This window comes from Streptomyces sp. NBC_01428, assembly GCF_036231965.1.
Lineage (GTDB): Bacteria > Actinomycetota > Actinomycetes > Streptomycetales > Streptomycetaceae > Streptomyces.
This window is the reverse complement of sequence record NZ_CP109499.1, coordinates 1,373,250-1,391,875: the sequence shown is the minus strand read 5'-3', so window position 1 is coordinate 1,391,875 and position 18,626 is coordinate 1,373,250. Positions and strand designations below refer to the sequence as shown.

General features: G+C 73.3%; 16 protein-coding genes. 5 read left to right on the top strand and 11 right to left on the bottom strand.

Annotated features, from left to right (window positions below; genetic code table 11):
• Positions 1-42: 42 nt before the first annotated feature.
• The 5 genes from OG406_RS06050 to OG406_RS06030 all read right to left on the bottom strand — a co-directional run bounded on the left by OG406_RS06050 (position 43) and on the right by OG406_RS06030 (position 7,105).
• Positions 43-1,413 (bottom strand): hypothetical protein, encoded by a 1,371-nt coding sequence (locus tag OG406_RS06050; RefSeq protein ID WP_329184528.1) that lies wholly within the window; start codon positions 1,411-1,413, stop codon positions 43-45.
• Positions 1,410-2,948, bottom strand: coding sequence for a GT4 family glycosyltransferase PelF (pelF, locus tag OG406_RS06045; RefSeq protein ID WP_329184526.1), 1,539 nt, complete (start codon positions 2,946-2,948; stop codon positions 1,410-1,412). The genes OG406_RS06050 and pelF overlap by 4 nt, the downstream gene beginning before the upstream one ends.
• 86 nt (positions 2,949-3,034) lie before the next feature.
• Positions 3,035-5,167, bottom strand: coding sequence for a hypothetical protein (locus tag OG406_RS06040; protein WP_329184524.1), 2,133 nt, complete (start codon positions 5,165-5,167; stop codon positions 3,035-3,037).
• 479 nt (positions 5,168-5,646) lie between these two features.
• The gene (locus OG406_RS06035) at positions 5,647-6,186 is read right to left on the bottom strand and encodes a hypothetical protein (RefSeq protein WP_266850775.1); all 540 of its coding nucleotides are present in this window, start codon (positions 6,184-6,186) and stop codon (positions 5,647-5,649) included.
• 547 nt (positions 6,187-6,733) lie between these two features.
• Positions 6,734-7,105 carry a hypothetical protein gene (locus OG406_RS06030; RefSeq protein WP_164372137.1) on the bottom strand — a complete coding sequence of 124 codons (372 nt, stop codon included), beginning with the start codon at positions 7,103-7,105 and terminating at the stop codon, positions 6,734-6,736.
• A 265-nt stretch (positions 7,106-7,370) separates the two neighbouring features.
• On the opposite strand from OG406_RS06030, the gene OG406_RS06025 reads away from it, so the two are divergent.
• The 3 genes from OG406_RS06025 (at position 7,371) to OG406_RS06015 (ending at position 9,756) form a co-directional block, all read left to right on the top strand.
• The gene (locus OG406_RS06025; RefSeq protein WP_081221959.1) at positions 7,371-7,718 is read left to right on the top strand and encodes a PRC domain containing protein; all 348 of its coding nucleotides are present in this window, start codon (positions 7,371-7,373) and stop codon (positions 7,716-7,718) included.
• 225 nt (positions 7,719-7,943) lie between these two features.
• The gene (locus OG406_RS06020; RefSeq protein WP_443067054.1) at positions 7,944-9,191 is read left to right on the top strand and encodes an NAD(P)/FAD-dependent oxidoreductase; all 1,248 of its coding nucleotides are present in this window, start codon (positions 7,944-7,946) and stop codon (positions 9,189-9,191) included.
• Between the two features lie 115 nt (positions 9,192-9,306).
• On the top strand, positions 9,307-9,756 hold the full coding sequence (locus OG406_RS06015) for an ATP-binding protein (protein WP_329184518.1): 450 nt from the start codon (positions 9,307-9,309) through the stop codon (positions 9,754-9,756).
• 41 nt (positions 9,757-9,797) lie between these two features.
• Here the strand turns inward: OG406_RS06015 and OG406_RS06010 are convergent, their stop codons facing one another.
• The 5 genes from OG406_RS06010 to OG406_RS05990 all read right to left on the bottom strand — a co-directional run bounded on the left by OG406_RS06010 (position 9,798) and on the right by OG406_RS05990 (position 15,292).
• The gene (locus OG406_RS06010; protein ID WP_267049264.1) at positions 9,798-12,155 is read right to left on the bottom strand and encodes an ATP-binding SpoIIE family protein phosphatase; all 2,358 of its coding nucleotides are present in this window, start codon (positions 12,153-12,155) and stop codon (positions 9,798-9,800) included.
• Between the two features lie 275 nt (positions 12,156-12,430).
• Positions 12,431-12,622 carry a hypothetical protein gene (locus OG406_RS06005; RefSeq protein ID WP_329184517.1) on the bottom strand — a complete coding sequence of 64 codons (192 nt, stop codon included), beginning with the start codon at positions 12,620-12,622 and terminating at the stop codon, positions 12,431-12,433.
• Complete coding sequence (locus OG406_RS06000) at positions 12,622-13,056, bottom strand: hypothetical protein (protein ID WP_267049266.1); 435 nt, start codon at positions 13,054-13,056, stop codon at positions 12,622-12,624. Before OG406_RS06000 ends, OG406_RS06005 begins: the two co-directional genes overlap by 1 nt.
• 47 nt (positions 13,057-13,103) lie before the next feature.
• The gene (locus OG406_RS05995; RefSeq protein WP_329184515.1) at positions 13,104-14,591 is read right to left on the bottom strand and encodes a sensor histidine kinase; all 1,488 of its coding nucleotides are present in this window, start codon (positions 14,589-14,591) and stop codon (positions 13,104-13,106) included.
• A complete protein-coding gene (locus OG406_RS05990) occupies positions 14,588-15,292 on the bottom strand; it encodes a response regulator transcription factor (protein WP_203660203.1) in 705 nt (234 codons plus the stop codon). The genes OG406_RS05995 and OG406_RS05990 overlap by 4 nt, the downstream gene beginning before the upstream one ends.
• Positions 15,293-15,696: 404 nt before the next feature.
• Here OG406_RS05990 and OG406_RS05985 point away from each other — a divergent pair, with 404 nt between their 5' ends.
• Both OG406_RS05985 and OG406_RS05980 read left to right on the top strand, forming a co-directional pair.
• On the top strand, positions 15,697-16,497 hold the full coding sequence (locus OG406_RS05985) for a hypothetical protein (protein WP_267049268.1): 801 nt from the start codon (positions 15,697-15,699) through the stop codon (positions 16,495-16,497).
• A gap of 215 nt (positions 16,498-16,712) precedes the next feature.
• Positions 16,713-17,399, top strand: coding sequence for a DUF4232 domain-containing protein (locus tag OG406_RS05980; RefSeq protein ID WP_329184512.1), 687 nt, complete (start codon positions 16,713-16,715; stop codon positions 17,397-17,399).
• A gap of 249 nt (positions 17,400-17,648) precedes the next feature.
• On the opposite strand, the gene OG406_RS05975 is transcribed toward OG406_RS05980, so the two are convergent.
• Positions 17,649-18,536: a class I SAM-dependent methyltransferase gene (locus OG406_RS05975; RefSeq protein ID WP_329184510.1), complete on the bottom strand. Its 888-nt coding sequence runs from the start codon at positions 18,534-18,536 to the stop codon at positions 17,649-17,651.
• Positions 18,537-18,626 lie beyond the last annotated feature (90 nt).

Below are 18,626 nucleotides of genomic sequence, written 5' to 3'. Positions count from 1 at the left end.
GGTCCCGCGGACGCGGTGGTCCGGGCGTTCCGCGGGCGGTGGTCAGGCGTGCGGGGCGGGCCGCCCCAGCAGCCGCACGGCACAGGCCGTCAGACACAGGGCGGCCATGCCGCAGAACACGGAGAGCGCGAGTGCGGTCGGCGGGGAGCGGAGCACCGCGGCCGCGGCGGCCCCGCCGGCCGCCGCGAGACAGACCGCGGCCGGCGGCCAGGCCACCCCGAAGGCCTGGAGCAGCAGCGCGATCCAGAGCGTGGCCGCGAGCAGCAGCAGCGGAGCCGGTTCCGCTCCGGTGAGCAGGGCGGCGGGCAGCAGCGGCAGGACGTAGAGGAGCAGACAGAGCCCGAGGACGCCCGCCGAGCGCAGCAGGAAGGCGGCCGGGGTCGCGGTCGCCCGCAACGCCGCCACCGACATCCCGCGGTACCGGTACAGCAGCCACTCCGCCGGACCCATGCTGACCGTCAGCACGATCACGGCGTACGGATGCTGCCGCCCCTCCAGCAGGACCAGGATCCCGGCCGAGAGTCCGAACAGGCCGTACGGCAGGGAGCGCAGGAGCGCCGGGCGGGCGCCGCCGGGGGCCGGGGCGGTGGCCAGGACGGCGCGCAGCACCCAGCCCGCCGCAGCGACGGCGCCGAGCACCGACAGCAACGGGAGCGTGAGCCGCAGGGTGTCTCCCGGTTCCCACCAGGGCAGGGCGAGGGCGCCGCCGACGAGCGGGCCCAGCGCGGCCAGCAGCAGCCGCTCCCCGCCCAGTACCAGCAGCACCCCGGCCGCCGCGAGATACACGGACTGCGCCGCCGCCACCGCGACCGCCGTGCCGGATCCGGCGATCAGTGATCCGGCCGCGGTCGCGGTGAGCGCGCCGAGCGGCGCCCCCTTGAGGAGGGTGCGGCCGGCCTCGCGGCGGCCCGTGGTCATCCGCAGGTAGGCGCGGTGCCCGAGTGCCTGGCCCCAGGCCCAGGAGACCAGGCCGGCCACCACCAGGACGCGGAGGTCGCGGCCCGCGTGCCACAGCGGGCCGGTGAGCGGATAGGCCAGGCCCGGCAGGGCGAACAGCGCCCCGCGCAGCGCGCAGCGCACATGATCGGGTCGCCAGGGGTTCGCGGGCCTGGCCGGCTCGGGGAACGTACGCGGCACGCGCTCGTACAGGGCGGACGCGAGGGAGAAGAGGTTCGGGTGTCCGTACCGTTCCTGGATGACCTCGGCGGTCAGTCCCTCCGACTCCAGCAGAGCGGCCACCTCGTACGGGTGGACGGCCGGCCCGATGCCGTCGGCCAGTTCGGCCGCGAGCAGGTCGACCGCGTCCTGGCGGGTGCCGCCCTCCGGCGCGCGCGGGGCGGGGCGGTCACCGGCGGTCCGCAGGGACAGGGTGTCCTGCGCGCCGCCGGGTTCGAGGGCCATCGGTCCGCTCATCCGGCCAGGCTCCTCGGTCTCGACGGGACCACCTCGGCGCCCACCGAGGTGAGCGGGGCTCCGGCCGTCCCGGGAACACCGGGGACGTACCGGCCGAGGGCCGACAGCTCCAGGTAGATGGACCGGAAGGTGTCGACGGTCTGACGCAGCGTGAACTGCTCGATGACCCGCAGCCGGGCGGCCTCACCCATGGCGCGCCGGCGGGCGGGGTCGCCGAGCAGTTCCAGGGCGGCGGCCGCCATGGCATCCGGATCCCGCGGCGGTACGACGAGACCGCTGTCGCCGACGGCCTCGCGCACCCCGCCCACGTCCGTGGACACCGTCGCCCGCCCGCACGACATGGCCTCGATCAGGGTGAACGGGAAGCCCTCGCTGATGCTGGAGAGCATCACCACGTTGCCCGCGGCGTACGCGTCCCTGATGTCCTCGACCCGTCCCTCGAAGGTGACGGCGTCCGCGTGACCGAGTCGGGCGGCCAGCGCCTCGCACCGTTCCCGGTAGGCCTCACCCCCACGCGGTGTGCCGCCGAACAACCGCAGCCGGGCGTCCGGGAGTTGCTCGCGGACCAGGGCGAACGCGCGGATCAGCGTCTCCAGGTCCTTGATCGGGTCGACCCGGCCGGCCCAGCTGAGGGTCGGTGGCTCCGGCTCCGGACCCGCCGGCGGGAAGGCCGCGGGGTCCACGCCGTTGTACACCGTCCGGATCGCCTCGGGCGCGGCACCGCCCTGCTCCTCCCACAGCCGGTTGTACCGGTTGCCGGGGGTGATCAGCGCGGCCCGCCGGTACGTCTCCTCCGCGAGCAGCCGGAAGAAGCCGAGGACGACGGCCTTCACCGGCCAGCGGTACGGCCCGGTGCGGTAGCCGAGATAGCGCTCGCGCAGGTAGACGCCGTGCTCGGTCAGCAGCAGTGGTACGCCGTGCTGTTCGAGGGCGGCGAGGCCCGGCAGCGCGGCCACGCCGCCGCTGACCGCGTGGGCCACTCCGTGCTCGGGCAGCGGCGCGGCCAGCGGGCGCAGCGCGTGTTCGAGCAGGGCGGTCGCGGTCAGGGCGTCGTGCAGGGTCGGCCGGGCCTCCCGCACGGCGAGGCCCGGACGGTTCCACACACCGGTCAGCACGCGGATCGCGTGGTCGCCGCGCAGGAAGGGGCTCAGCATGCCGTCCGCCGCGGCGCGCGCCATCGCGTACAACGCCGCGGGGAACCGTTCCTCCGCACACGGGTCGAGCAGGGAGGTCAGGAACTGTTCGTAGGCAGCGGCGAGTTGATTGCGGCGGCGGCCGCGGGGCGGACGGCCGTCGGGTGCGGGCCCCCACATGGGGACCGCCACGACGTCCGCCACGTGTGCGGGGATGTCCCAGACGACGGGCTCGCGGCCGGTGCCGGTCACGGCGACGACCTCGAACGTGATGTCGGGCATACCGCCGACGAGTTGGTCGCACCAGACGCTGACGCCGCCGTGACTGTGCGGGTAGGTGCCTTCGGTGAGCAGGGTGACGCGCGTCGCGTTGGGATCGCGCGCGCCGCGGGGAACGTGCATCGGTGTGCTCCACGGCCGAGGTGTGGGGTGGTCGTGCCCGTCCCGGCCGCCCAGGGTGCGGCCGGGACCTTCGGTCGGTGCGCCGCTCAGTTGTCCGGGGCGAAGGGGACCTGTTCGCTGACGCCCGCCGGTACGCGGGTGCGCGGGGTGCCGCTGGTCGCGGGCTGCCGCTTCGCGCGGACGGCCGCGGACAGCGCGGGCGTGCCCGACGGCAGGCCGAGCGTGACGGGTGAGCCGGCCGAGGCCGTCCATCCCGAGACCGCGCCCGCGTACGCCGTGCCGAAGTCCGCGGCGCCCGACCTGGTGCCGGCGGGCGCGGTGGCGGTGATCGCGACGCCGTTCGGCGCCTGCACGGTGACGGTGTCGCCGACGCGGTAGGCGCTCACCTGACCGGAGGCCACGGCCGCCTTCCACACGGCGCGGCGCCGCAGCTCGACGCCGATGTCCTTCATCCGCAGGTTCACCACCGGGGTGTCGTCCGCGAACAGGTCCTTGTAGCCGTCGAGGACCCCGTCGAGCACCGGGTACGCGATGCGCTCCTCGGCGAGGTTGGACTGGTGGATGAAGTGCGGCTTCGGATCGTTGGAGAGCACGTGGCCGAGGTCGATCCGGGTCTCCAGCGGCACGATGTGGTCGGCGTAGCCCGTGCTGGTGCTCAGCGGCGCCGGCAGGCACGTCGAGGTGTCCGGGTGGTCCTCGCAGATGCCGCTGCCGCCCTGGGCGCGGCTGGTGTAGATCCAGTTGTACTCGTCGACCTGCTCGGCCGCCCGGCCCGCGTTGTAGAAGACGTTCATCGGGTAGCGCGGGACGGTGGTGGCGGGGCCGACCTGACGCTGGCCGGTCTCACGGGAGTTGTCGGAGCCGAGCCAGGTGACGCCGTTGTCGGCGAGCGCCGGCGCCAGGTTGGGGTTGTCGACGGGCTGCTGCGGCGAGAGCTTCAGACCGGAGTGCTCACCGGTGATCAACTCCTGGTTGTCCAGCGGCAGTCCGGCGGTCTGTCCCCAGGAGCGGTTGGCGGCGATCTCGTCGGAGACGGCGGTGCGCGACACCCATGAGGTGCTGCCGTCCGCGGTGGTGGCGCATCTCCAGGGCAGCACGCTGACGTCCTGCTCGCAGCCGAGGAACGCGTGCGTGAAGGTGTGGTTGATCCAGCGGAACCGGTCGCGGTCGGCGATGAGCCTGTCCGCCAGCGGGTCGGCGCCGTTGTTGTCCTCGCGCTGGTCGACACTGCCCGCGCCGTTGTACGCGAGGTCGAGGGTGAAGTTCTGTCCGGTCTGCCAGGCGACCGCGTGGTCGACGTCCGCCGGGGTCATCCGGATCGGGTTGGCCACGCCTGCGCCCTGCGGGCAGTCGATGTCGCCCGGGGTGCAGTTGAGCGTCGTGTCCCAGCGGTCGTCACCGGCGAAGACATCGTCGACGTGGACGGCGAAGTAGTTGCGCGAGGCGCCGAGGTGCACGCCCTGCGTCATCCACTCCACGATGCCGCGCGCCAGCAGCCGGAACTGCTGCTGGTACTGGTTGTACACGAACGTGACGACCAGTTCGCGGCGGCCGTCGTGCCGGTACTCGCCCACGAGGGAGCCGCGCGAGGAGCCTCCGGGGATCGGCGCGTCGACGTAGGGCGTGAAGTCGGCCCCCGCCGCGGGCGCCGACAGGTACGCGTAACTCTCGCCCACGTCGGGCGAGTTGTCCTCGAACGGGACGGCGCCGTCCAGATAGCCGAAGGGCCCGGCCTTGCCGGCGGCCGTGACCTGTGCGCGCACTCCGTCGAGGCTGCCCGAGTAGCCGCCGGTGACCGGGTACTGGAGCCCGGCCTCGGGACGGGCGTAGGTGTAGGCGTCGACCTGCGGGATCGCGAACGTCTGCTCGTACGCCGCGAGGGCCGCCATCTCGGCGGAGTTCGCCGCGAACGGGTTGTCGTTGGGCAGGACGACCGCCTGGAACCTGGCCCGCGGGACGCCGGCGACGGTGTCCGCGAGGAATCCGGCGTCGATGACCGGGCGGCCCGACTGCGCCAGGTCGACCTCGGTGTACGGCGTTCCGGCGGTGTCCAGTTCGGCGGCGATGGCGTCGGTCGCGGGTCCGCCGTCGCTCACGATCAGCACCCGCAGATCGATGCGGGGTGCGACCGGATCGGCGTGTGCCGTGCCGGCGGGTAAGCCGAGCGAGGCAATGAGCGCGCCGACCGTGAGCGCGGTCGTGCGAATGGTCCGCTTCATGCGGTGAAGTCCCCTCCCCGGGCAGGGGTGAGTGCTGCTCCCATGGAGCGGACCACCCCCTGGCGTGACGCCACCGCCCCCCTCAGACGTCGGTCGTCAACGCTCTCGTCGCGTCACATAGTGATGTCTCTGTGTAGCTTTCGTGCGCCTGCTGCGAAACATGACGGAAAAGAGCAGGTATCCAACAGACGCCACGAGAAGGCCAGTTGAGGATGCATTGACCGCCGGGGCGCACGCGGCGTGAAGGCCGGCGGGGGCGCCTGTGCTGGCCCCGCCTTGAGGAGTGGCGGATCTGGAACACCGGAGTCCGCCCGAACGTGGTGCCAGTGGTCCAGACCACGGGGGTCATCAGGGTGAGTGATCGGTTTTAGGTCACCCTCATCCTCTCCCGGGGCGCATCGCTCCTGACGGCGAACCGATGCCGAGGGGCGGCCGGTCCGCGCGCGTCGCGCGGGCCGGCCGCCCCTGAAGGTGAGGGATCAGGCGCAGAGCACGCGGGTCTCGGGCGTGTACGCCGGCCCGCCGCTGGTGCTCGTGCTGTCGCTGAACTCGGCGTAGTAGTACGAGTAGAAGCCGATGTTCCCGTTGCAGCCGGAGTCGGCGGCGACCTGGAGGGTCAGCGTGACGGTACGGCTCTGGCCGGGCGGGATGGTGGACCCGTAGTTCGGGCCGAGGTTGGTGGGCCCGGTGCCCGAACACGGAACGCTGCCGGTGGCCGTGGCCAGGGTGCAGCCGCTGAAGGTGTACTTCAGATCGGGACGCTGGGTGGTCAGCCAGGTTGGTTCGATCGTCTGGTAGACGAACCACACGTCGTACGTCCGGTGGTTGGTGATCGTCATCGAGAGGTTCACCGTGCCGCCGGGGGTGGTCGTGGCGCTGTCGCTGGTGAACGTCAGGTCGGCCGGGGCGGGGTCGGCCGCGCTCGCGGTGGGAGCCGATCCGAAGAGGGCCATGACGAGGGCGAAGGCGAGGGCGAGGGCGGAGGTGAGACCGAGGCGTCTCGGCTGTGTTGATCGCATGGCCCGGGAGGCTAGGCAGGCGGCGCACGCACCGTCTGCCCCCGTACGGCCACGGAGTGTCACTGGCGGCCGGAAGTGGACGACCGGTGTGCCCGGTGTGGAGGTGCCGTGCGCGGCTGCCGTTTTCGTGGACCGCCCTGCGATGACCGGGTGACGCGGAACCGGTGCCTGACGGCGTCAGGCGGGGCATGCCGGTCCGGGCGAGCCTCCGCTATTGGCGGATACCGTGCGCCGGCCCGGTCGTGCGGGCTTCGCCGAAGGGTCCGATCCCGCGGCGAATCCGGCCAGGGAGCGGTGTTCCGGCCGGTCAGGCCCCGTGTCGGCGGGGGCCTCGAACGCGACCGGACATTCCCGTGCATGAAGCGGGAGGGAGAGGGCACAAGAAGGTCAGCTCGTGGTTGCCTCCCCCCCCGGCACCCCCGAGCACTCGGCCCCGCCCGCCGTCCCGCCCCCCTGGACCGCGAGGCGGGGCCGCAATCGTTCGTCCCCCTGGGTGTGCCGCCGCTCACGCCCCCGAGCGTGGCGGGCGCGGAGCGGGCCGGTCGCTTCAGCCGTGCTCCAGCGAGCGGGACTCCGCACGGTGGTCGTAGAAGGCCCAGGCCGTCACGGCCACCACCGCGGTCAACGCCACCGCGGCGACGCGCAGACCCCCGGACGTGAGGAAGGCGACCAGTCCGACCAGGGCGCCGCCCCCCAGCATGATCATGCGGCTGGCGAAGTGCTGACCGGGGGACTGCGGCTCCTCGCGGTCCTTGAGGTCGTGCAGTGCGTCCCGGGCGGGACGGCTGGAGCCGCGCCGGGCCCGCGTCCGGTACTGAAGGCCGTAGCTGATCAGGCAGTAGAGCGCGAGAGCCCCCAGTGCCCACAGCCAGGCCTGCCCGTCGGCCGTCCCACCACCGTGCATACGTGCCAGATACATGACAGCTCTCCTCCGGGAGGCCCATCGCCAAGGGCATCCGGATGCCCGCGAAACCCGCGAACACGCGTGTCCGCGAGGAGCCGCCCGCCTTCCGTGTGGCGCAATGGAGAAATCGCCGGACAAGGGGTGTCGGCCTCCGGGAACGGGACACCCGGTCCTCTCCAGCGGGACGACACGCTGCGAAGGGGTGACCGGACTCCGGTCACCGGGGGTGCGCCGCACGAAGCCGAAGCGCACACCCGCACAGGAGTTGGAGGAATTCTTCGTGAACGAGAACCTTTGGGGTTACGGCCCGACCGCCGGTCACACGCCCGACGCGGACCTCACCGGCTACAAGGTGGAGGCCACGGACGGCCACATCGGCAAGGTCGACAAGCACTCCGACGAGGTCGGTTCTCAGTACATCGTCGTCGACACCGGCGTCTGGATCTTCGGCAAGGAGGTCCTGCTGCCCGCCGGGACGATCACGTCGATCAGCCACGAGGACAGGACCATCCAGGTCGCGCGGACCAAGGACGAGATCAAGTCGGCACCGGAGTTCGACAAGGAGAAGCATCTCGGTGATCCGCACTACCGCGACCAGCTCGGCGGTCACTACGGATCCGGCCACTGACCCGAACGCGAGTGCCGGTGCCGCCCCCGAGAGGGGCGGCACCGGCGTCGTCCGTGTCCGGACCCGATACGGCCGCCCCGGCGTGGCCCCGCATCCGCCCGGCGGACCCGACGGGAAGATCGGTCGAGGAGGGCGCGGCCGTCGCCGTACGGACGCCGGAGTGCGCCCGGACCAGAGCGCGCCCACCGGCGCGCGGACGGACCGGCTGCTCGGAGGATGATGCCCATGACCGCGAAGCGCGGTGTGCCCGATGTCCTGGTCGTCGGAGGTGGACTCGCCGGTCTGGCGTGCGCCCACGATCTCGCCGGGAACGGCTACGACGTCCGGGTGCTGGAGGCGTCGGACGGGGTGGGCGGCCGGATGCGATCCGACCGGCACGACGGATTCGTCATCGACCGGGGCTTCCAGGTCTTCAACACGTCCTATCCGCAGGTCCGGCGCCGGCTCCCGCTGCGCGACCTGCGCCTGCGTCCCTTCACCCCCGGCGTCCTGGTCCACACCCCGGACGGTCCGCTGCGCTTCAGCGACCCGACCCGCGGTCCCCGGCGCCTGGGCGACCTGCGACCGGGGCGACTCGCGGGGACCCGCGACCTGATCGCGCTGGCGGTCCTGTCCGGCCGGGACATGCTCGGCCCCGCGCGCTCCCTGAAACGCGGTGAGGACCGCACCACCCGCACGGCGCTGGCCTCGGCGGGCTTCTCCGAGGAGTTCGTGGAACGGTTCTTCCGGCCCTTCCTGTCCGGAGTGTTCCTGGAGGACCAACTGGAGACCTCCGGCAAGGTGTTCCACCTCGTCTGGCGCAGCATGCTCCGCGGCACGCTGTGCCTGCCCGGCGCGGGCATCGGGGCGGTGCCGCGTCGGCTGGCCGACGCGCTTCCCCCGGACACCGTGCGCCTCGACACGCCGGTCGCACGTCTCTCCGACGACGGAGTGGAGCTGGACGACGGGTCCGAACTCGCCGCGCGCGCCGTGGTCGTGGCGACGGGCCCGGGCCCCGCCGGCCGTCTGCTGCCGGACCTCGACCTCCCGGCCTACCGTGTCGTGACGACGTACTACCACGCCGCGCCCAGCACGCCGCTGGCCGAGCCCACGCTGGTGACGGACACCCGCCGACGCTTCCTCAACACCTGCGTCCTCAGCGAGGTGGTTCCCGGCTACGCGCCCCCCGGGACGTCGCTGATCGCCACCTCGGTCCTCGGCCCGGAGCAGGAGGGGCAGGAGGTCTGGCTGCGCGACGCGCTCGCCGAGGCGTACGGCACGGACACCTCCGGCTGGGAACCGCTGACCGTCCGGACCATTCCCGACGCCCTGCCCGCGATGCCCCCGCCCCAGCCGCTCACCCGTGCCGCCCGGCTCTCGGCGGGGCGCTACGTGTGCGGGGACCATCGGACGACGGGATCGGTGCAGGGCGCCCTCGCGTCCGGAGCACGCGCCGCCCGCGAGGTCGCGCGGGACCTGGCCGGGCAGCCGTGACGGGCGGCCCGGGCCGTCCGGCCGTCGTCCCGTTCCGAGACGTCGCGGGTTCCGCCCCATCCGCGGGCGCGGCGGCTACGGATCTCCCTTGAGGGAACATAAGGGATGAAAAATCATGGAATCTACGTATATGCAATGTGTGGTCCCGTCAGCGGGAGAGGCCGCTCTGTGCGGGCAGCGCGGCGCCCTCCGGCGCAAGCTGGCCGAATGGGGGCTGGGGCGCACCGCCGGCGATGACATCCTCCTCGTCACCGGTGAACTGCTCGCCAACGCCCTCGGTCACGGCGTGCCGCCGGTCCGGGTGGTCTTCAGCCTGAGCAGCACGGCGCAGGGCCGCCTCGTGCACATCGAGGTCGCCGACTCCGGCACCGGACTCGACGCCGGCCTCGTGCGCGCGACCTGGCGTCATCCCTCGTTCTCCCTGGCCGACGGCGGCAGGGGACTCCTGATCGTGGACACCCTCGCGCGAAGCTGGGGGGACGTCCCGACCAGCGAGGGGCACACCGTCTGGGCCGACGTCGAGTGCGCGGGCGCGGGCGTGCCCGCGGGAGCCGCGCAGGGGTAGTGCCCGCGTCCCCTCTGTGGGGTACGCGGACCGGACAGGCCCTAGGGGAGCGTCTGTTCCGTCCAGATCGTCTTGCCGTTCCCGGAGTAGCGGATGCCCCAGTTGTGGCTCATCTCCTGGCAGATGAACAGACCGCGCCCGCCCTCGTCGACCGTCCGGGCATGCCGGATCCGAGGGGCCGCGCCGCCGCCGTCGCTCACCTCGCAGGTGAGGGTCGAGTCCTTGATGAGCCGGAGCTGGACGGGCGCCGCCCCGTAGCGCACGGCGTTCGTCACCAGCTCGCTGACGATCAGTTCGGTCGCGAACGCGGTCTCCTCGCCCACCCGCCACAGCCTGAGCCGGTGCTGCGTGTGATGCCGTGCCGTCGCGGCGGCCTCCGGTACGGGATCCAGCGGCCACGTCGCCACCTGGTCCGGGGGGAACGCCCGGGTGCGCGCCAGCAGGAGCAGCACGTCGTGCGTGCCCGGAGTGCCGCGCAACCGGTAGAGGATGTCGTCCCGCAGCTCGGACAGCGGCCGGTCCAGCCGGGTCAGCGCCTCGCGCAGCAGCTTCGACGGGCGTCCGCCCACGCGGTCGGACGCCGGGAAGGACGGCGTCCACAGGGCGAGAACACTGCCGTCCCGCATCGGCACGGACGCCGTGGCGAAGGGCGGCCCGTCCCGGCTGCCGAGCAACGGTCCCGTCGGAAGGTCCGGAACATGGATCACCCCGCTGGGATGCGCGACGACCGGCGCGGGGTGCCCGGCGGAGGCCATGGCGCAGACACCGCGCAGCGGATCGTGCACCACGTACACACAACTGGCCCTGAGCGGTTCCTGGTGCAGCGGATCACCCGACGGCAGCGCCTGACGCTCGTACGCGAGACGTACGACGGTGTCGTTGAGGCGGGCGAGCAGCTCGTCGGGGTCCAGGTCGAGCGCCGCGAGCGAGCGGACGACGGTGCGCAGCTGCCCCATGGCGGTCGCGGCGTCGATACCGCTCCCGCCCACCTCGCCCACGGCCAGTGCCGTCCGCGCGCCCGGGAGGCTGAACGCGTCGAACCAGGTGCCCGCGCCCGCGTCGGCCGGCAGATGCAGCTGCGCGAACTCCATGGCCGTCTGCGAGGGCGGGTCCGGAGGGAGCAGATGGCGTTGCAGGGCCGCCGCGATGGTGTGCTCGTGGGTGTAGCGGCGCGCGTTGTCGAGACTGAGCGCCGTGTGGGTGGCCAGCTCGTGCGTGAGGGCCACGTCGTTCGCGTCGAAGACGTCGTTCGGGCGAACCCGGTACAGGCTCAGCAGGCCGAGGACGGCGCCCCGCACGGCGAGCGGCGCGGTGAGCAGCATCCGGGCACCGGAGGCGCGGATGGCACGGGCCCGCTCCGGATCGGCGACGAGCCAGGGAGTGTCCTCGTCGAGGGTGACGGCCCGCGGTGTGAGGTCGCTCAGCACCTGCGAGTACGGAGTCGGCGCCGGCAGCGCGCGGACGTCACCGAGCGGATGGGCCTGCGCGGCCCGGTCGGGGCCGCCGTTGCGGAACGCGGCCCGGCGCAGCGGCACCTCGCGGCCCAGCGGACTGAGCGGCGGATCCTCACCCCGCACCACCGCGTCGACCACCTCGACCACCGCGATGTCGGCGAACCCCGGCACCAGGGCGTCCACCAGCTCCTCGCAGGTGGCGACGACGTCGAGACTCCGCCCGACCCGCTCCCGCACCGAGGCGAGCGTCTCGATGCGCCGCTCGGTGCGCATGTGCTCGGTGACCTCGGTCAGGGAGACGACCGCTCCGCGCCCGTGCTTGAGCGGGAAGGCGGAGGCCCGGACGAACCGCTCCGGTCCCGCACCGCCCAGGGGATCGAGGCGTACGACGTAGTCCGTGACGGGCGTGTCCGAGGTGACGACCTCCCGCAGGATGCCGTCGAACTCCTGCGGACGGGAGGGCCGGCACACCTCGGCGACCGGCCTGCCCCGGGCCTCGTCCGCCGTGACGCCGCACAGCGCGACGGCCGGGTTGTTCAGGTTGAGCACGCGCAGGTCCGCGTCGAGGACGAAGAACGCCTCCACGACGTTGGCGCGCAGGGCGTCGAACACGGCGTTCCTGGTGTCGGGCGTCTCGTCCCGCGGCCCGGTGGCCGGGGTGTCGCCGGCCACTTCGAAGACTCCCCAGGCCGCGGCTCCGTCGGGCAGCGGCACCGGCCGGACGCGCAGGTCGACGGGGTTGCCCTCGTGGTCCCGGACACCGGACGTCCCGGAACCGGGCTCCGGCGGGTCGTCGGGGTCCTCGCCTTCGGGCATGACCATGTCCAGGGCCGTCCTTCCCACGGCCTCGGACGCCGGTCGCCGCCAGAGTTCCTGCGCCCTGGGGCTCCATCGGACGACGACACCGGCGCCGTCGACGACGATCAGCGGAGCCTCATCAGTCACCGGAATCACCTCTGCTGTGGTCCGGCTGCGCACCTCCGCTTGGGGGAGGGCTTCGGCGGCTGATTCTCACCGGAGGAGGTCATGTCGCGCACCGTGTGCTCATCGGTCCACCGAGCACCGCTTCTTCCAATGTAGGACCTCGTCCAGAGCGGGGCGCGTCGGCAGCCGCCGGGCCACCACGCGACGCGCCCCCTGCCCGGGATCGCCGGGCAGGGGGCGCGCCGGCGGGTACGCCGGTGCGGGCGGGGCCGGACTCCCGGCGCCTCCCGGAGCCGTCAGTCCTTGGCCATGACCGACTCCGCGGAACGCGCCGCCGATTCCGCGCCGTGCACCAGCTTCTGCAGGTGCGCGAGGTCCGTGGGGGACGAGGCGGGTGCGGGCTTCTCCGAGGTGTCCGCATGGCCGCCGCATCCGGTCAGCAGCAGCGCCGCGGCGGCGACGGCCACGGCGAGATGCCGGGCGCGCATCACGCGTCCGCCCCGTTCTTGTTGGCCTTGCACCACTTCACGACGGACGCCAGATCCTTCTGGCGGTTCTCCAGGGCCGGCACGAGGGAGCGGCGGTGCGTGAGCCGCTTGTCGAGGTACTTCTCGATCTCCGTGTGCCCCGCCGACTTCGCGTTCGCGACGCGCTTCTCCAGCCGCGTGATCGAGCCGCGCTCGGTGACGTCGCCGTTCAGCCGGTCGAGGATCCGGGCGATCCGCTTGTCGATCTTCGGTGCCCGCTTGCACAGCGCGTGGGCACCGTCACCGGTCGGCGCGCCGGAGGGCTTCTTCCCCGAGTCGTCGGCCGTCGCGGCGCCGGCCGCGCCGAGCAGCGCTCCGACGGCCATCAGCGAGACGACGGTCGTCCGGGTCCTCGATCCCGTCGGCGTCCTGGGCGTCATCGGTGTCTTCGCCATGCTGAACTCCTCTTCCTTCCGGGGTGGTTGTCCGCTCCCCGGGCACGCTAGGAGTCCTCTTTGTGGAATTCTTGTGGCCGGTCACCGGCGGTCGTGATCATCCAGTTCCGCTGGAGGGGGAGCGTCGCCTCCGTCTCCGCCGCGCCGTCGACGAGCGGGAGGACCACCTCGAACCGGGCACCGGTACCGGCGGGCGGCTCGACGATACGGACCAGGCCCCGGTGCAGGTCGATCTGCTGGGCCACGAGGGTGAGGCCGAGGCCCGAACCGGGGCTGTCCGGGCGGCGCCTGAACCGCTCGAACACCTCGGCCCGGCGTTCCGGGGCGATGCCGGGGCCCCGGTCGGTGACGACGAGGACGGCGTCGCCGCCGCTCGCGCGCAGCGTCACGTCGACCCGCGCGGGCCGTCCGTCCACGCTGCCGTGCACCAGCGCGTTGGCGAGGAGATTGTCGACCACCGTCCGCAGCCCCGGCTCCCAGCCGTACACGCGCAGTCCCGGCGGCAGGTCGCCGGTGAGGTGGGCGAGCGGGTGGCGGTGCCGCTGTTCCCGCGCGCTCGCCTCGACGACGTCCGCGAGGTCGACCGGGCCGAAGGCGTCCGCCTCGACCAGGTCCCCGCGGCCCAGCTCGCGGAGCATGACCAACAGGCCCAGCAGCCGGGCGTGTTCACGCCGCAGGTCGTCCAGGACCTCCTCGCGGTCCGGCCCGGGGAGGCGCGGGTGGTCGCTCAGGATCTCCAGATTGGTCTGCATGCTCATCAGGGGGGTGCGCAGTTCGTGCGCGGCGGCGGACGCGAACGAACGCGCCGTGGCCAGCGCCTCCGCCGTGCGCGCGGCCTGCTCGTCGTAGCGGCTGAGGACCCTCTGGAGCGTGTGGGCGAGGTCGTCGACCTCCACGATCCGCGTCGGCGTGTGGTCCAGACGGGCCGTGCTGGTCCGCGGGTCCAGGCCGTTCGCGCCGTCCCGCAGCCGCCGCAGCGGACGGCTCGCCCGCCCCGCGACCGCCCCGGCCAGCAGCCCGGACAACGGCGCGGCGAACAGGGCCACGGTCACCACGCGCCTGCGCACCAGGCGGAGTTGGGTGTCGCTCGCGGTGTCGGGGGCGAACAGCCAGAGGGTTCCGCGCGCACCGGCCCGGCCGACGGCCACCCGCGTCGACAGGATCCGCCAGGTGTCCCCGCCGTCCCGCAGGGTGACCGGCGCCGGCGCGCTCGCGGGCAGCGGTACCGCCTGGTCCGGCTGAGGGCCGCCGGTGAACGTCTCCTCGGGGCCGACCAGCCGGACGCCGACATCCAGGGCCGAGGTGAACAGCCGCCGCTCACGGGCGCGTTCGACCGCCGCCGACCGGTCGGCGGCACTCGCCCGCAGCAGCCCGCGGGCGTCCTTCGCCACCGCCGCCGCGCTCTCCCGCAGGTGGGTGTCCTGCTGGTGGTGCAGGTCCGTCGCGACCAGCCGCAGCAGCAGCCAGCCCGTCGCCAGCACCAGGAGCGGCACGGTCAGGCCGACGGCCAGCGCGATACGGGTGGACAGCCTCATCGTCCGGCCTCCGGTCCGTCGTCGCGCAGCACGAACCCCACGCCCCGCACGGTGTGGATGATCCGGGCGCGGCCCGCCGTCTCCAGTTTGCGCCGCAGATAGCTCACGAACGTGTCCACCGCGTCGCTGCGCACGTCGAAGTCGTAGCCCCAGACCCGGTCGAGGAGCTGGTCCCGGCCCAACACGATGCCGGTGTTGAGCGCGAGGACGTGCAGCAGCTCGAACTCCCGCCGGGTCAGGTCGAGTCGGCGGCCGTCGAGGCTGACCTCCCGGGCCGCGGGATCCAGTGACAGACCGCCGACCCGGACGGTGTCGGTGTCCTTCGGCGGTCTGCGCCGCAGGAGAGCCTCCAGACGCAGCACCAGTTCCTGGAGGGCGAACGGCTTCACGAGGTAGTCGTCGCCGCCCGCCTGCAGCCCCGCGATCCGGTCGGCGGTCTCGTCGAGCGCGGAGAGCATGAGGACCGGCACGTCGTTGTCCTCGCCGCGCAGCGTCCGGCAGACGTCGATGCCGCTGAGGTCCGGCATCGAGATGTCCAGCACGATCGCGTCGGGCGGCGTCCGCCGGAGCACCTCCAGTGCGGATCTGCCGCCGTCGGCGAGGTCCACGGTGAACCCGCCCAGGCGCAGGCCGCGCTCCAGTGAACGCCGTATCGCCGCGTCGTCGTCGACGACGAGGACCCGGCCCCGATCTCGCCCCATCGCCACCCTCCCGGCCCGCCGACCGGCCGCCGTCCGGCCCGGTCGCCGACCATGGTGCACCAGCCGCCTCGCGGGACGGTTCGCCAGGGCCCGTCGTGACCGTCGCGTGCGGGATCACCACGGGCCCTGGGTGGTGCTTTCGGTCGGAGTGGTCAGGCGGTCGTCCGGCCGCGCGACCGGTGGGGGACGATCACGGACGTCCGGCACGAATCGGTAACGAACGGCCTTTCCGGGGCGTGAGCGTCAGACCGCGCAGCGTAATGTCCCCGGTCAGGGGTGTTCGTGGGGGAGCGTCCCGGTGTGTGGGGGAGGGGAAGGTCATGCCTGCCGTGACGCATGGACGAAGGACGGGCGGGAGAGCCCGGACGCGACTGGTCCCGGCACTCTGCCTGGCACTCTTGTGGGTGACGCTGTCCGGATGCGGGAGCGACGGCACCCCGTCGGACGCCGCCTCGACAGCCGCCGTGAGCGGCTCCTCGTCGAGCCCGCCGACGCCGGCCGCCTCGACGGCCGATCCGACGCCCACGGTGGTCGAGGAGCCGACGGACACGCCGACGCCGACGGAGGAGCCGGTCACCGAGCCCTCGGACGAAGAGACCGTGCGGGCCGACGCGTCGGACGCGTCGGCCCTGTGGGGCACGGAGTACAGCGGCACCGCCGACATCTCCGTGGACGTCTACGACTACTGCGCCGCGGACGGCTCCCGGAGGCTCGCCGGCAGCAGGACCTACTCCATGAACAGCACATTGAACCTGAGCGGTCCGCGGACCGGCGGGGACGAGACCGAGGCCAACCCGTTCTCGATGCTGTTCGCGGCGGGCGATCCCTCCCGGGCCGGCGCCGTGTCCTTCTGGTCCTCGGCCGTCAGCACGACGTCCTCCCAGGACCTGGCCGGCAACCCACGCGATCCCCGTCTCTTGCTCACGTACTGGGACATCGACTGGTCCGACGGCGAACTCGACGCCCGGCTCACCGACCCGCACACCCAGCAGGCGATCGCCCTCAACCTCCTCAACTGGCCCAGCCCGGTGGTCCCCTGCCGCTCCGACCTCGGCGAGCTGCCCGGCGGCTATCCGCACGCACTCGCCTCGGGCACCACGTTCACGGGGCGGCTCGACCGTTCCGCGGCGTCGCTCACGGCGGAGGGCGGCAGCACCGACGGCCTGATCGCCTTCCGCTTCCAGTTCGACGGAACGGCCTCGTGAGACGGGGGCGCGAAGGCCGTAGGAGTGCCGTTCGGGGTCGTACGGGCGCGCGGTCGCGGGGCTGTCCTCGTCCGGACGGCGTCCGGGTCCGTGCCCGTCGCGTCACCGTCGCGTCACAGGGCCGTCCGGACGCGAACCTCCGGCGGCCCCTGCGCACTCTGTAGCGACGGGTGCCGGTGAGTGACCGGCACTCGACCAACTCATCGGGGGACTCCATGCTCAACGGGACGCGGTACGGGTCGGCCGCCCGCAGGGCCGCTCTGGCGACGGCGGCCGTTTCGGCCGCCGCACTTCTCATGACGGCCTGCCAGCCGGGCGACGACGGGACCGGTTCGGTGCCGTCCGCGCCGTCCGCCGCTTCCTCGGCACCCACGGGCGGTGCGGGACCTTCGGGCGCGCCGTCCTCGCACACCCCCTCCGGGAAGCCCGGTTCGGGCGGTGCCTCCTCGGCCCCGGCGGCCGCGCCCTGCGCCGCGGAGGCGCTGGAAACGTCCATGCGTCAGGCCGATGTCCGGCCGGACGGGACCGGAACGGGCGCGGCGGTCGTCGAGTTCACCAACACGTCCGGCGCGTCGTGCTCCCTCCAGGGACATCCGACCGTGGCGGGCGCGGCCAACGGCTCCCCGGACAAGGGCCGTCCGCTCGCGGTGACCCCGACCGGTACAGCGGCCCGGGTGGTCCTCGCCCCCGGCGGGAAGGCCTGGATCAAGCTGACGTTCAAGCAGGTCCAGGGCGAGGGCGACGGATACTGCGCGTCCGGGGCCGACCCCGCCACCTATCCGACCCTCGTGGTGGGCCTTCCCGGTGCCGGAGCGCACCAGGTCGCCCTCGACGACGGCGTGGTGGCCGAATGCGACGACACGGTGACCGCCACTCCGGTCACGGCCACCAAGCCCTCCTGAGCGGCCGCGACCGTTCACGCCGTCGCCCTGGGACGTCCGGACGGCGACGGCGTGCGGTCCTCGCGATCAGAAGCATCCAGGCCGCCGCAGGCAGCCGCACGGTGAACAGCACCAGCAGCCCGTTCGGATGGGCCAGTGCGGACCCGTACGTCGCGAGCATGAACTGCCCTGGTGGCCACAGCCCTTGGAAACCGTCACTGTCGAACGTCCCGTTCGGCAGGACCCCGAAGGGGAGCGCGCAGCAGTCCTTTACGGCCGGGCCGGGCGTCCGCCGCCCCGCCCCGCCGCTGCCCGGGACGCCGGCCGGTCCGGCCGGTCGTCCGTCCGTACCGCCGAGATCGCCACGGTCGTGAACCGCAGGGTGAAGTGGCCTCCCATCGCGTCGATCGCGGAGCCCACCTCGGCCAGGACACCCGTCAGGGCGTGTGCCGGGAGCCGGGTGAGCGTGCCCTGGGTGGGAAGGACGTCGAGCCATGCATCCCGGGTGTACGACCGTTCCCAGGCGAAGCTCCACTCCTCCGGCTCACCGAAGCCGCCGGCCTCGTGAAGCCCGTCCCGGGTCCGGTCGAGCACGGGCCGGTAGGGGTCCGTGGACGGCCGGGCCATCGCCGCGAAGTCGAAGGGCGAGTCGGGCATCGCCCGACAGGCCGTCGCGGTCGCCTCCGCCACCTCGGCCGGCGGACCGAACACATGCCAGAACGCGGCGAACCGACCGCCGGGCCGCAGCACCCCGGCGGCACCCGCCGCTCCCGCGACCGGATCGACCCAGTGCCAGGACTGCGCGGCGACGACGGCGTCGAACCGCCGCCCGGCGGGCTCCCACGCCTCGAACGCCGACACCTCGACCTCCGTGCCGAGCCGCCGGGCCACCTCGGCCATCCGCCCGTCCGGCTCGACCCCGAGGACGGCGCATCCCGCGGCACGGAACTGCCGGGCGGCGATCCCGGTGCCGCATCCCACATCGAGCACGTCGCGGCCGGGACTGCCTCTGACGATCCGCCGCACCAAGGCCTCGGGATAACCGGGCCGCACCCGGTCGTAGCGCTCGGCGTCCGAACCGAAGGACTCCGCCGTCGACCTGTGCTCGTGCGGTTCTCGCGGTGAGGGGAGCGGCTCTCCCGCCGGTACAGTGGGCATGCGCCCACTATGAGTGGGCGCATGCCCACTCGTCAACGGTCGAACGGGGCGTCCGGACCGGCCGGGCGCGTCCGGTGAGAACGAGGCGGG